8 protein-coding genes are annotated in these 13,848 nt (G+C 70.3%); 6 read left to right on the top strand and 2 right to left on the bottom strand.

What is annotated here, in order from left to right; all coding sequences use genetic code 11:
* The first annotated feature begins 2 nt into the window (after positions 1 to 2).
* Positions 3 to 1,247 carry an ROK family protein gene (locus tag ABGB17_RS29860; protein ID WP_347635455.1) on the top strand — a complete coding sequence of 415 codons (1,245 nt, stop codon included), beginning with the start codon at positions 3 to 5 and terminating at the stop codon, positions 1,245 to 1,247.
* Positions 1,244 to 4,117 (top strand): AAA family ATPase, encoded by a 2,874-nt coding sequence (locus ABGB17_RS29855; RefSeq protein ID WP_347635453.1) that lies wholly within the window; start codon positions 1,244 to 1,246, stop codon positions 4,115 to 4,117. Before ABGB17_RS29860 ends, ABGB17_RS29855 begins: the two co-directional genes overlap by 4 nt.
* Here ABGB17_RS29855 and ABGB17_RS29850 read toward each other — a convergent pair.
* On the bottom strand, positions 4,084 to 5,829 hold the full coding sequence (locus ABGB17_RS29850; protein WP_347635515.1) for an NAD(P)/FAD-dependent oxidoreductase: 1,746 nt from the start codon (positions 5,827 to 5,829) through the stop codon (positions 4,084 to 4,086). The two genes, ABGB17_RS29855 and ABGB17_RS29850, sit on opposite strands and share 34 nt — an antisense overlap.
* 421 nt (positions 5,830 to 6,250) lie before the next feature.
* On the opposite strand from ABGB17_RS29850, the gene rpoB reads away from it, so the two are divergent.
* From rpoB to ABGB17_RS29830, 4 genes are all read left to right on the top strand, one after another.
* Positions 6,251 to 9,703, top strand: coding sequence for a DNA-directed RNA polymerase subunit beta (gene rpoB / locus ABGB17_RS29845; RefSeq protein ID WP_347635452.1), 3,453 nt, complete (start codon positions 6,251 to 6,253; stop codon positions 9,701 to 9,703).
* Between the two features lie 285 nt (positions 9,704 to 9,988).
* Positions 9,989 to 10,300: a UBP-type zinc finger domain-containing protein gene (locus ABGB17_RS29840; protein WP_347635450.1), complete on the top strand. Its 312-nt coding sequence runs from the start codon at positions 9,989 to 9,991 to the stop codon at positions 10,298 to 10,300.
* A 37-nt stretch (positions 10,301 to 10,337) separates the two neighbouring features.
* Positions 10,338 to 11,321 carry a fatty acid desaturase gene (locus ABGB17_RS29835; protein WP_347635448.1) on the top strand — a complete coding sequence of 328 codons (984 nt, stop codon included), beginning with the start codon at positions 10,338 to 10,340 and terminating at the stop codon, positions 11,319 to 11,321.
* Between the two features lie 91 nt (positions 11,322 to 11,412).
* Complete coding sequence (locus ABGB17_RS29830; protein ID WP_347635446.1) at positions 11,413 to 12,369, top strand: LysR substrate-binding domain-containing protein; 957 nt, start codon at positions 11,413 to 11,415, stop codon at positions 12,367 to 12,369.
* Between the two features lie 4 nt (positions 12,370 to 12,373).
* On the opposite strand, the gene ABGB17_RS29825 is transcribed toward ABGB17_RS29830, so the two are convergent.
* Positions 12,374 to 13,738: a universal stress protein gene (locus ABGB17_RS29825; RefSeq protein WP_347635444.1), complete on the bottom strand. Its 1,365-nt coding sequence runs from the start codon at positions 13,736 to 13,738 to the stop codon at positions 12,374 to 12,376.
* Positions 13,739 to 13,848 lie beyond the last annotated feature (110 nt).

The raw sequence follows: 13,848 nt of genomic DNA, 5'->3' as shown, positions 1-13,848 counted from the left end.
CCATGAGCGTCGAACCCGGCGGTGGGCGGCATCTCCTGAGCCTCCCCGAAGTGTCCACGGTCACCACCCTGCGGCAGCGCAACCGTGCGCTGGTCCTCAAGCAGGTGATCCTCGCGCAGGAGACCACGCGGGCCGCCATCGCGAAGGAGAGCGGCCTGTCCACGGCCTCGGCGGGCAACCTCGTCGCCGAACTGATCGCCGCGGGTCTCGTCGAGGAACGCGGATCGGTCTCCTCGCGGGGCGGCCGACCCATCACCCTGATCGGGCCCCGCGCCGAGAGCGCGATCACGATCGGTGCCGACATCGGTGAACGCGGCGTCGCGGTGGAGATGTTCGACCTGGCGATGAACCGCATCGACCGCGAGTTCCGCGGCGGTGCCCAGGAGGAGGACCCGGAGCGGATCGCCGCCGACATCCACGAGGCCCTGGTGGCGCTGCGCGACCGCAACGCCGCCCGGTGGCCGACCCTGCTCGGCATCGGCCTCGGCCTGCCCGGCCTGGTCGAGACCGGGCCCGGCGACCGGCAGACCCTGTACGCCCAGAGCCTCGGCTGGCCGCCCGTCCCCGTCCGGTCGTTGTGCGACGCCGGGGGCATCCCCGTACTCGCGGAGAACGGCGCGAAGATGCAGGCCAGGGCGGAGCTGTGGTTCGGCAGCGCACGCGGCGCGGACCACGCCCTGGTCGCGCTCCTCGGCCGCGGCGTCGGGCTCGGCGTCGTCACCGGGGGAGAGGTGGCGTACGGCTCCCACTCCAGCGCGGGGGAGTGGGGGCACATGGTGATCGAGCGCGGCGGACGCGTGTGCCGGTGCGGCAACCGGGGGTGCGTCGAGGCCTACCTCGGCTCCGACGCGATCCTCTCGGCGTGGCGTGACACCGGCGCGGTCTTCGAGGGCACCGGCTGGCGCGCCGTCGGCGAGCTCATCGCCGCGGCCCACCGGGGCGACCCGGCCGCGAGCGCGATCGTCGAGGACGTCATCGACTGCCTGGGGGCCGCGCTGGGCGGCATGGTCAACCTGACCGGTCCCGAACGGATCGTCATCGGCGGCTGGGTGGGCCTGCGGCTCATGGAGTCGCTCGGCGACCGCATCACCACCGCGATCAGGAATCACAGCCTGTCCAGGCCGGGCGGCCAGTTCGAGCTGCTGGTGGCCAGGTTCGGGGGGGACGCCGTGGCCACCGGTTCGGCGTTGCTGCCCCTCGAAGCGCTCATCGCCGCCGATCCCATGTCCGAGAGGGGACCCCGATGACCGGCTTACTGGAGGCGTACCTGTCGCACGGGCGGCGGTCCCCGCGGCCCGTGCGCCCAGGGGCCGCCGCCACCCTGCTGGACCGCCGGCGTGCCGAGTGCGACACGCTCGACCGGCTGGTGACGGCGGTGCTCGCCGGCGAGAGCCGGTCCCTGGTGCTGCGCGGGGACCCGGGGGTGGGCAAGTCGGTCCTGCTGGAGTACCTGGCCGAGCGGGCGGCGGGATGCCGGGTGGTGCGGGCCGCGGGCGTCCGTTCCGAGATGGAGCTTCCGTACGCGGCGGTGCACCAGCTCTGCGCGCCGATGCTGGAACGGCTCGACAGGCTGCCGGAACCGCAGCGCGGCGCGCTCGCCACCGTCTTCGGGCTGCGCGCGGAGCCGCCGCCCGACCGGTTCCTCGTGGGGCTGGCGGTGCTGAGCCTGCTCGCGGACGCGGCCGGTGAGCAGCCCCTGGTGTGCGTGATCGACGACGCGCAGTGGCTCGACGCCGCCTCGGCGCAGGTGCTCGCGTTCGTCGCGCGGCGGCTGTTCGCCGGGCCGATGGCGTGCGTGTTCGCGGCGCGCGGCACCGACGCGCACGACCTGTCCGGCCTGCCGGAGCTGGTGATCGGCGGCCTGCGGGACGAGGACGCGCAGGCGTTGCTGCGCTCGGTGGTCCCCGGGCCGCTGGATCCGCAGGTGCGGGACCGGATCGTCGCCGAGGCGCACGGCAACCCGCTGGCGCTGCTGGAGCTGTCGCACGAGATGACCCCCGCCGAACTGGCCGGCGGCTTCGGGCTGCCCGCCGTCCAGGGGCCGCCCGGATGGATCGAGGACAGCTTCCTGCGGCGCCTGGAACCGCTGCCTCCGGACACACGGCGGCTGCTGCTGGTCGCGGCGGCCGAGCCGCTCGGGGACCCGGTCCTGGTCTGGCGGGCGGCGGCGCGGCTCGGCGTCGGGACCGCCGCGGCGGCTCCGGCGGCGGCGGCCGGGCTGTGCGAGTTCGGCGCCGGGGTGCGGTTCCGTCATCCGCTGGTGCGTTCGGCGGTGTACCGGGCCGCCGCTGCGGAGGAGCGCAGGCGGGCGCACCACGCGCTGGCGGAGGCGACCGACCCCCGCACCGACCGTGACCGCCGTGCCTGGCACCACGCGCACGCGGTGGCCGGGGCCGACGAGGAGGCCGCCGCCGAACTGGAACACACGGCCGTACGCGCGCAGGCACGCGGCGGCCTGGCCGCCGCGGCGGCGTTCCTGCGGCGCGCGACCGAGCTGACCTCCGAACCGGCCCGCCGGGCGGAACGCGCGCTGGCCGCGGCCCGTGCCAAACAGGAAGCGGGGGCGCCGGACGCCGCGTCGGGACTCCTCGGTGTGGCGCTGGCCGGCCCGCTCGACGAACGGCAGCGGGCCCGCGCGGTCTTCCTGCGCGCCGGGATCGCGTTCACCGCCGACCGCGGGAACACCGCTTCGCCGCTGCTGCTGGACGCCGCGCGGCGCCTGTGGCCGGTGGACCCGGCACTGGCCCGCGACGCCTACCTGGAGGCGCTGTCCGCGGCGATGTCCGCCGGACGCCTGGCGGTGCGCGGCGGTGGCCTGCTCGACGCCGCCGCCGCGGCCCGCGCGGCACCGCCGGGGGCCGGGCGCGCTCAGGACCTCCTGCTGGACGGGCTGGTGCAACTGTTCACCGGGGGCCCCGGCGCGGCGGCACCGGCGCTGCGCCGCGCCGTGGCCGCCTGTCTCGGCCACGGCGTCCCCACCGAGGAGGAGGTCCGGTGGCTCTCGCCCGCGTTCGCCGCCGCCGTGGCGCTGTGGGACGGCGACGCCTGCCGCACGCTGGCGGACCGCCACGTCGGCCGCGCGCGGGACACCGGCGCGCTCGCCGAGATGCCCGTGGCCCTCGGCTCCCGCGCCATGATGCACCTCTTCGAGGGCGAAACGGCCGAGGCGGCGGCGCTGAGCGCGGAGGTCCAGGCGATCACCGCGGCGACCGGGCTGCGGATCACCAACTACGGCGCCCTCGCGCTCGCCGCGTGGCGCGGCCGTGAGGCCGAGGCCGAGGAGCTGACGCACACGAGCTCGAACGACGCTGCGGCCCGGGGCGAGGGCGCCGGGGCGACCGTCATCGACTGGGCGAAAGCCGTCCTCTACACCGGTCTCGGACGCTACGGCCGGGCCTGCGCCGCGGCCCGGCGCGCCGCCGCGGGCCCGCCGGCGCCGGGCGCCGCGTCGCAGTGGGCTCCGGCGGAACTCGCCGAGGCCGCCGCCCGCAGCGGCGACCGCGTGCTCGCCTGCCGGGCCGTCGAGCAACTCGCCGAGACCACTCGCGTCAGCCCCACCGACTGGGCCCTCGGGATCGAGGCCCGCTCGCGCGCCCTGGTCAGCGAGCAGGCGACGGCCGAGACGCTCTACCGGGAGGCGATCGAACGGCTCGGCCGCACCCGGCTGCGTCCCGACCTCGCCCGCGCCCACCTCGTCTACGGCGAATGGCTGCGCAGGGAACGGCGCAAGACCGAGGCACGCAAGCAACTGCGCGCCGCGCACCAGCTCTTCACGACGATGGGCATGGCGGCGTTCGGCGAGCGGGCGGCGCGGGAGCTGCGGTCCACCGGGGAGACCGCGCAGCGCCGCGGCGTCCCGGCGACCGGTGGCGACCTCACCCCGCGTGAGGGACAGATCGTCCGCCTCGCCACCAAGGGCCTCACCAACTCCGAGATCGGCAGCCGGTTGTTCGTGAGCCCGCGCACCGTCGAGTACCACCTGCGCAAGGTCTTCGCCAAGCTGGACATCACCTCACGCAGCCAGCTCGACCACGTCCTGGCCGACGAGCTCTCCGAGGACAGGACGGGTCAGCGGCCCTCTGTTCAGCTCCCGGACGGGCGGGCGCGCAGCACGTAGTTCTCGTGGTCGAAGCGGCGGGTCTGGCGGCGGAAGGCGCGGGTGAGACCCGGCCACAGCGTGGTGTTGCGGCCGCGGGCGTCGAGGTACCAGCTCCTGCAGCCGGACGCCCACACGGTGCGGATCAGCATTCGCTGCACGTCGGCCACGAACGACGCCTGGGCCTCCGCGCGTACCTCCACCGCCGCGGTACCGGACTCGTCCATGAACCGTATGGCGTCGATCGCGTAGTCGACCTGGGCCTCCGCCGTCAGCAGCGACGAGTTCTGTCCTGAGACGGCGTTCGGGCCGAGAAGCATGAAGAGGTTGGGGTAACCGGCTATGGCGGTGCCGAGGTAAGCCTCCGCGCCCTCGCGCCAGGCGTCGGCGAGCAGCCGGCCGTCCCTTCCGCGAAGCCGGCCGGCGATGGCCGTGTTGGCCGGCTCGAACCCGGTGCCGAAGACGATCGTGTCGACCACGCGTTCGGTCCGGTCGGCACTGACGATCGAATTCCGCCGCACCTCGCGTATCCCGCTGGTCACCAGTTCGGTGTTCGCCTGGGTGATCGCGGGAAAGTAGGTGCTGGAGAGAATGATGCGTTTACAGCCGAGCCGGTAGTCGGGAGTCAGCGCCGCGCGCAGCCCGGGATCACGCACCTGCCGGTGCAGGTGGCGCCGCGCCAGCCATTCCACCGGCCTGAGCACGCGCGGATCGAACGCGAGCCCGAGAAAAAGCGACTCCCGCCACAGGTAGGCCGCGGTCCGCGCCAGCCGCTGCACGACAGGTAATCGGCGGAAAAGTCTTTTCTCGACAACCGGCTTGGCGCGATTCCAGCGCGGCATCACCCACTGAGGGGTGCGCTGGAAAACGTAGAGCCCGGCCACCTTCGGCTGAATCTCAGGAATGAACTGAGCCGCGGAGGCCCCCGTGCCGATCACCGCCACGTGTTTGCCGTCGAGGTCGTGGGAGTGATCCCAGGCCGCCGAATGAAAGACGGCTCCTGAGAACCGATCGAGCCCCGGAACCGGCGGTATGGCGGGCTCGCTGAGCGGCCCGGTCGCGACCACGAGCACGTCCGCCGTCAGGTCCCCCTTCGACGTGGTGACACGCCACCGGGCGGAACCGTCGTCCCACTCGGAGGCCAGCACCTCGTGACCGGTACGAAGATGCCGCTCCAGCCCGAACTCCGCCTTGCACCGCTGCAGATATCGCTGGATCTCCGGCTGCGAGGGAAACGTGCTGGTCCACGCCGGTTCGGGGGCGAACGAGTACGAGTAGAGATTGGAGGGCACGTCGCTGGCCGCACCGGGATACACACAGTCCCGCCACGTCCCGCCGACGTCGTCCCCCCGTTCGAGCACGACGAAATCGTCGATGCCGCGCTGCTTGAGCCGGATCCCCATCCCCAGCCCCGCGAACCCCGCCCCGATGACCGCGACACGCACGTGCCGCTCCGCCGTCGCTCCGCCGTTCTCCCGCACGACGGGCGCCGACGTCGCCTCGGCCGCCCGGTGCGAAAGTCGTTTCGGAAGTCCTGAAATCGACTGTGAATTTTTGGGCAACACGTCGAGGCGGGTGAGTGCGCCGCCGGGCCCGGACCAGCCTTGAATGCGGGTTCCTGCCCGGCCTGATACGCCGCCCGCGGTCAGCATAATGGCACTTAAATCGAGCAGCAGTCGTCTGATGGACACGCGCGAGCCTCCGACCGGGTCGTCGTGACAGATGATGTGCACGGCCAACTCACCCACAAGGCGCGTCCATAAACGTCGTGCCACCCTTTTTATCCGCCAAGGGAAGACTGCGGGCCCGGAGTTTCAATTAACGCGTCCCAATCATGCGGACGATATAGAGTCGCTTGAGAAGCACGTGATATTCTGAGGGATCCGGCTGGAGCCATGAATGCGCACGGCCACCGGCATGGCGACGCGGCGGGCACGCGGACCTGCCGAAGATGATTGACAAGCGGGAGAGCGTGCGTCATCATGAAGATGCGACCGGGAAGATGGGTCTGCGTTAGCGTGGACAAATTGATGCTGAGCCAGTACGCTCGCTGTTCCACGCTGCTTTCTTGACGACCCGCTCCGCTCGCTCACGTTGCGAGGTCGTCCGGCGTGCGTGTAGTCAGTCCGCCGCGAGCCTTCGGAAGGACATCTGTTGGCAGCCTCACGCAACGCCTCCGCCGTACCCGCCGGTCCCCACCGTGTCTCTTTCGCGCGTATCCAGGAGCCGCTCGAAGTCCCCGACCTTCTCGGCCTGCAGACCGACTCCTTCGATTGGCTGCTCGGCAACGAGAGATGGAAGGCCCGGGTCGAGGCGGCCCGCCGGGCCGGGCGCACGAACGTCCCGGCCCAGTCGGGCCTCGAAGAGATCTTCGAAGAGATCAGCCCGATCGAGGACTTCTCCGGGAGCATGTCCCTGTCGTTCCGGGACCACCGGTTCGAGCCGCCGAAGTACTCGGTCGACGAGTGCAAGGAGAAGGACATGACCTTCTCCGCCCCGATGTTCGTGACGGCGGAGTTCATCAACAACACCACGGGTGAGATCAAGAGCCAGACGGTGTTCATGGGCGACTTCCCGCTCATGACGCCGAAGGGCACGTTCATCGTCAACGGCACCGAGCGTGTCGTGGTCTCCCAGCTCGTCAGGTCGCCGGGTGTGTACTTCGAGCGCAACGCCGACAAGACCTCCGACAAGGACCTGTACGGGTGCAAGGTGATCCCGTCGCGGGGGGCCTGGCTGGAGTTCGAGATCGACAAGCGCGACAGCGTCGGGGTGCGCATCGACCGCAAGCGCAAGCAGGCGGTCACGGTGCTGCTCAAGGCGCTCGGCTGGACCAGCGACCAGATCCTGGAGCGTTTCGGCCAGTACGAGTCGATGCGCGCCACCCTGGAGAAGGACCACACGGCCGGCCAGGACGACGCGCTGCTCGACATCTACCGCAAGCTGCGGCCCGGTGAGCCGCCGACCAGGGAGTCGGCGCAGGCCCTGCTGGAGAACCTCTACTTCAACCCCAAGCGGTACGACCTCGCCAAGGTCGGCCGCTACAAGATCAACAAGAAGCTCGGCATGGACACGGACATCAACGTCGCCGTCCTGACCGAGGACGACATCGTCGCGATGGTCGAGTACCTGGTACGGCTGCACGCAGGCGAGGAGCCGGCGGGCCTGCCCCTGGAGGTCGACGACATCGACCACTTCGGCAACCGCCGGGTGCGCAACGTCGGCGAGCTGATCCAGAACCAGGTCCGCCTGGGCCTGGCCCGCATGGAGCGCGTCGTCCGCGAGCGCATGACCACGCAGGACGTCGAGGCGATCACGCCGCAGACCCTGATCAACATCCGCCCGGTCGTGGCGTCCATGAAGGAGTTCTTCGGCACCTCGCAGCTCTCGCAGTTCATGGACCAGACCAACCCCCTCTCCGGGCTGACGCACCGGCGGCGGCTGTCCGCGCTGGGCCCGGGCGGTCTGTCGCGTGAGCGCGCCGGCGTGGAGATGCGCGACGTGCATCCGTCCCACTACGGCCGCATGTGCCCGATCGAGACCCCCGAGGGCCCGAACATCGGCCTCATCGGCTACCTCGCCTGTTTCGCCCGGCTCAACGCCTTCGGCTTCGTCGAGACGCCTTACCGCAAGGTCGTGGACGGGAGGGTGACCGACCAGATCGACTACCTGACCGCCGACGAGGAAGACCTGTACGTGATCGCCCAGGCGAACTCCCCGCTGTCGGCGGACGGCGGGTTCGCCGAGCGCAGGGTGCTGGTCCGCACCAAGGGCGGCGAGTTCGAGTACGTCCGCTCCGACGCGGTGCACTACATGGACGTGTCGCCGCGGCAGATGGTGTCGGTGGCGACGGCCATGATCCCGTTCCTGGAGCACGACGACGCCAACCGGGCGCTCATGGGCGCGAACATGATGCGCCAGTCGGTGCCGCTGATCAGGAGCGAGGCCCCGCTGGTCGGCACCGGCATGGAGTACCGGGCCGCCACCGACACCGGCGACATGGTCAGCGCCGACAAGCCCGGCGTGGTCGAGGAGGTCTCCGCCGACCACGTCACGATCTCGAACGACGACGGCACGAGCACCACACACCGCCTGGCGACGTTCAAGCACTCCAACCAGGGCACGAGCTTCAACCAGAAGCCCATCGTGGCCGAGGGTGACCGTGTCGAGGTCAACCAGGTCATCGCCGACGGCCCCTGCACCGACAAGGGCGAGATGGCCCTGGGCAAGAACCTGCTCGTGGCGTTCATGCCGTGGGAGGGCCACAACTACGAGGACGCGATCATCCTGTCCCAGCGCCTGGTGCAGGACGACGTGCTCTCCTCGATCCACATCGAGGAGCACGAGGTCGACGCCCGTGACACCAAGCTGGGCCCCGAGGAGATCACGCGGGACATCCCGAACGTCTCCGAGGAGGTGCTGGCCGATCTCGACGAGCGGGGCATCATCCGCATCGGCGCCGAGGTCGTGCCCGGCGACATCCTGGTCGGCAAGGTCACCCCGAAGGGTGAGACCGAGCTGACCCCCGAGGAGCGCCTGCTGCGCGCCATCTTCGGTGAGAAGGCCCGCGAGGTCCGCGACACCTCCCTGAAGGTTCCCCACGGCAAACAGGGCAAGGTCATCGGCGTCCGCGTCTTCAGCCGCGAGGACGGCGACGAGCTGCCTCCCGGCGTCAACGAACTGGTCCGCGTCTACGTGGCGCAGAAGCGCAAGATCACCGAAGGCGACAAACTCGCCGGCCGCCACGGCAACAAGGGCGTCATCTCCAAGATCCTCCCAGTGGAGGACATGCCCTTCCTGGAGGACGGCACCCCCGTCGACATCATCCTCAACCCGCTGGGCGTACCCGGCCGCATGAACGTGGGCCAGGTCCTGGAGACCCACCTGGGCTGGATCGCCGCCAGAGGCTGGGACATCTCCGGCATCCAGGAATCCTGGGCCGAACGCCTCCGCGACAAGGGCCTCGACCGCGTGGAGCCCCGCACCAACATGGCCACCCCCGTCTTCGACGGCGCCACCGAAGAGGAGATCATCGGCCTGCTGGACAACACCATCCCGGGCCGCGACGGCCACCGCCAGGTCCAGCCCACCGGCAAGGCCCGCCTCTTCGACGGCCGCAGCGGCGAACCGTTCCCCCACCCCATCGCGGTGGGGTACATCTACATCCTCAAGCTCCTCCACCTGGTGGACGACAAGATCCACGCCCGCTCCACCGGCCCCTACTCCATGATCACCCAGCAGCCGCTCGGCGGTAAGGCCCAGTTCGGCGGCCAGCGCTTCGGCGAGATGGAGGTCTGGGCCCTGGAGGCCTACGGCGCCGCGTACGCCCTCCAGGAGCTCCTGACCATCAAGTCCGACGACGTCGTCGGCCGCGTGAAGGTCTACGAGGCCATCGTCAAGGGCGAGAACATCCCCGAACCGGGCATCCCCGAATCCTTCAAGGTCCTCATCAAAGAGATGCAGTCCCTGTGCCTCAACGTCGAGGTCCTCTCCACCGACGGCAGGTCCATCGAACTCCGCGACACCGACGAGGACGTCTTCCGCGCCGCCGAGGAACTCGGCATCGACCTGTCCCGCCGCGAGCCCAGCAGCGTCGAAGAAGTCTGAGCGCCTGGGCCACACCCGGACAAGAGAGCCCCTGGCGGCATGAACGCCGGCCGGGGGCTCTCTCCGCGTGACCGTCCGCGTCGCGGCGCCCCGGAGTGCACGGGCAGGTCAGCCCACTCCTGCCGGAAGAGGCATGCGGCTCGGCGGCCAGGTGCAGGCAGGCGCAATCGCCGTAACTGATGAGGCTGGCTGGGATTGAGCATCACCACTTGCTCGCTGATGGCCTTGACTGGTGGATGAACAGACGGCGCAGCTTGCGTCGCTGTCACCGTGAGGGGGTCGGTCATGACCCTGGACGCACAAGGAACGAGCGCGACCGGCCGCGTGGGCCTGAACGGTCAGGCCCCGCGCTGCCACCACATCGACCAGCTCCCGGCCGTGGAGCACGGGCCACCCGAATGCGAGGACTGCCTGGTCGCCGGCCGGACCTGGGAGCGCTTGCTGGTGTGCCTGACCTGCGGGCGGGTGGCCTGCTCCGACGATTCGCACGGCGGCCACGCCCGCGCCCACTACCAGGAGACGGACCACCCGGTGGTCGCCCCCCTGGAACCGAGATCGACCTGGCGCTGGTGCTACGTGCACCGCCGCACCGTATAGACGAGACGGAAGAGACTTCATGACTATTTCCGGACAGGTGGTGGAACGCCATCAGGACTACGACGGCGTATCGCCCTTCCCCGGGGCAGAAGAGCACGCGCCGGCCAGCCGGACCCAGATGGGGCTGACATCCGCGATCGTGGTCCTGCCGTTCGTCGCGCTCGGCGTCACGATCTTCCTGGGGTGGGGGCAGGGAGTCACTTTCACCGATCTGCTGCTGGCCGCGGTCCTGTACGTGGTGACCGGGCTGGGGGTGACGGTCGGCTTCCACCGGCTGCTCACCCATGCCTCCTTCACCGCCCGGCCCTGGTTGCGCGTGGCGCTGGCGGTCGCCGGGTCGATGGGCTTTCAGGGGAACGTGATCGACTGGGTGGCGGTGCACCGCCGCCATCACGCCTTCACCGACCGGCCGGGCGATCCGCACTCGCCCTACCGGTACGGCACCGGCCTGCGCGGGCAGCTTCGGGGGCTTGCCCACGCCCACCTGGGCTGGCTGTTCGCCGACGATCCGACCCCGGCCGAGCGCTACGCCCCCGACCTGCTGGCCGATCCGGCCATGACACGCGTCGCCCGCGCCTTCCCCGCGCTGTGCGCGCTGTCGCTGGCGTTGCCCTTCCTGGCCGGCTGGGCGCTCACCGGTACCCTGTACGGCGCTCTGACCGCCTTCCTGTGGGCCGGGCTGATCCGCGTCGCGCTGCTCCAGCACGTCACCTGGAGCGTCAACTCCCTGTGCCACCTCATCGGCACCAGACCCTTCAGGACCCGCAGCCACGACCGCTCGACCAACCTGTGGCCACTGGCCCTGCTGTCCTTCGGCGAAAGCTGGCACAACGGCCACCACAGCGAACCCACCTGCGCCCGCCATGGCCTCGATCGCGGCCAGCTCGATCCGTCCGCCGGGCTGATCGGTATGTTCGAGCGTCTGGGCTGGGCGAGCAACGTGCACTGGCCCGATCGGGAGCGCGTGCGACGCCGCCGCGCCGACCCGCGGCAACAAGCCCGCGCCCCGGTCGGAGACTGACCGACGCCCTTCTCGATCTCGCTACCGGCAAATGCCTAGAGTGGGGAGACGGCCCGGATAAGCGCCGCCCGAGCGGGAAGGGGTGGTGGGCATGGAGCTGCGTCAGTTGCGCTATTTTGTGACGCTGGCCGAAGAGTTGCATTTCGGCCGGGCAGCTGCGCGCGAGCACATCGTGCAGTCCTCGCTGAGCCAGCAGATCCAGCGGCTGGAACGCGAACTGGGGGTACGGCTGCTGGACCGCAGCACCCACCACGTCGACCTGACCCCAGCCGGCGCTGCCTTCCTCGTGGAGGCCCGTCAGATCCTCGATCGCGTGGGCAGGGCCGGGCAGGCGGCACGCAACGCCGCCGCGTCCGCACCCATACTCCGCGTGGGCATCATCGACGCGGGCTACGACACCATGCCGCAGATCCTGCGTGAGCTCCAGCGCACCCATCCCGACATCACGATTCACCAGGTTGAAGCGGGTGCTCCCGAGCAGTACCGGCAACTGGCCGACGGCCGGCTGGACATCGCCATCGGACACGCTTCGCAAGCTCCGGCTGAGGTGACCTCCAAGCTGATCAGGCTCGATCCGCTCGGCGTGCTGGCGCCCGACGAGCACCGCTTCGCCGAACTCGACGGTGTACCCGTCGCCGCCCTCTCCGACGAGCTCCTGCTCCTCGGCGAGGAATCCCAGACGCCGGAGCTCAACCAGTTCGTCATCACGTTGTGCCGCTCGGCCGGGTTCGCGCCCACCCTCTACGAAGGCACCGTGCAGAGCAGCCGCGCCGCCGTCGACCTCGTCCTTCAGGACCGTTGCGTGCACTGCGTCCCCTCCTCCTTCCGCACCTCCAACCGGCCGGGCACCATCTGGCGGTCCCTGATCGAACCCGCCATGCACTACCCCTGGTCCCTGCTGTGGCACCAGGACAACCCCTCCCCCCACATCGCCACCGTCATCGACAGCGCCCGGCACCTGGCCGAGCGGCTCGGCTGGCTGGAACCCCTCAGCCCTGCCACCGGCCCCGCATCCGTCGAAGGCGCTCCGAGCACCGCGTCCAACTGATGGGTCAGTCCGGTGGCGGGGTCACGGCCACCGGGCAGTGAACCCCCGACAGCGCGGCTTGGGTGACGGCTCCCAGCAGGGTGCCGGTCCCAGGGCCGAGCCCGCTGCGTCCGAGGACGAGCAACGTCGCGCCCCTGGCGGCTTCGACGATCGCACGCGGAGGGCGCTCGCCCACGAAGTCGGTGGTCACCGGCACATCTGGATACTGAGCGGTCAGCAGTGACACCACCTGCTGAAAACGGGTCTCCGCTCCCGCACGCATCATCGCTGCGTCCACGAAGGGGAGCTGGTCAGGTCCTGGGAGGGCTCCGGGATCCCACCAGGCGCAGATGGCCGTCACCGTCCCGCCACGCAGGGCGGCCTCACGCAGGGCGAAGCCGAATGCCGCCTTACTCGCGGGAGAGCCGTCGACCCCGACGATGATCCGTGAAGTGGGTTGATTGATCGGCTCGCCTGCGGGGCGTACGACCACGACCGGCCGGGCACTGTGTGCGGGCACCTGCACGGCCGCTGACCCCACCCTCAGGTCCTCGAATCCGCCCACTCCTCGAGAGCCCAGAACCACGAGCTGGGCCTCCTCCGCGGCTTTCAGCAACACCGCCGAGACCGGGCCCTTGATCAGTAGCGGCTGGACCTCGATGCCGGCGTGGTGTTCACGTACGTGATCCACTCCGTTGTGCACCACGGCGGTGGCGATGTGCTCAACCTGGGCCAGCATCTGCTCGCCGGCGGGTCGCAGAGGATATGGCCACTGCCACGCGTGGCAGACCAGTACAGGACAGTCGCGCAGCCGCGCCTCCTCGGCCGCCCATCGCAACGCCTGCTCGCTCCCCGATGATTCGTCGTAGCCCACCAGGATGGACCGCCCGTCGTCACGATGTCTCACTACTGTTCCTCCGGAGGATGGGAGAGGCTTGCCTGTTTCAGAGGCCAACTTCCCTCCATCGCCCTCGAGGTCGTCGTGGACGACAAGAGTTTGGACATCCAAGCTCGACCCAAGAGGGTTGGGCAGAGTGCGCGACGGCGCCTGTAGGCGGAGGCCGGCCATCTTGTGCCAGCCGGTGAGCTTGAGCAGGCGTCGTACCTCCGGGGAGGGCGACCGCATGGTCAGTATGTGGCCGCCGCGGAGGCCGGCGGCGGCGGTGACCAGGGTACGCAGTCCACCGACGTCGCAGAACACCAGACCACTGACGTCGACAGAGAAGCTGCCGCGACCTGACATCGCGGCCAGTGCGGGGAGCAGGGCGGGCAGCGTGACGCGGTCGAGTTCACCTTCGATCCTCAGACCCACGGACTCGACGAGCGGCGTGATGCGCAGGAGTCGGTCGGTATTCGTGGTGAGTTCGCGGTTGTCATCTGGGGTGGTCATGCTGGCTCCTGCGGGCAGGAAATATGGGGCACCGTGGCCGGGGTCATGCACACGATCGCGTGAGCGGAGAAGTCAGGTTACGTCTGATCAAAAAGCAGGCTGGATCAGGG

This window comes from Sphaerisporangium sp. B11E5, from assembly GCF_039871875.1.
GTDB lineage: Bacteria > Actinomycetota > Actinomycetes > Streptosporangiales > Streptosporangiaceae > Sphaerisporangium.
This window is presented reverse-complemented; position numbering and strand designations above follow the sequence as displayed.

Excerpts from the sequence above, each read along its gene's own strand:
- ABGB17_RS29860 (WP_347635455.1), top strand. The coding sequence starts at position 3 with ATGAGCGTCGAACCCGGCGGTGGGCGGCATCTCCTGAGCCTCCCCGAA.
- ABGB17_RS29855 (WP_347635453.1), top strand. The coding sequence starts at position 1,244 with ATGACCGGCTTACTGGAGGCGTACCTGTCGCACGGGCGGCGGTCCCCG.
- ABGB17_RS29840 (WP_347635450.1), top strand. The coding sequence starts at position 9,989 with ATGACCCTGGACGCACAAGGAACGAGCGCGACCGGCCGCGTGGGCCTG.
- ABGB17_RS29830 (WP_347635446.1), top strand. The coding sequence starts at position 11,413 with ATGGAGCTGCGTCAGTTGCGCTATTTTGTGACGCTGGCCGAAGAGTTG.
- ABGB17_RS29825 (WP_347635444.1), bottom strand. The coding sequence starts at position 13,738 with ATGACCACCCCAGATGACAACCGCGAACTCACCACGAATACCGACCGA.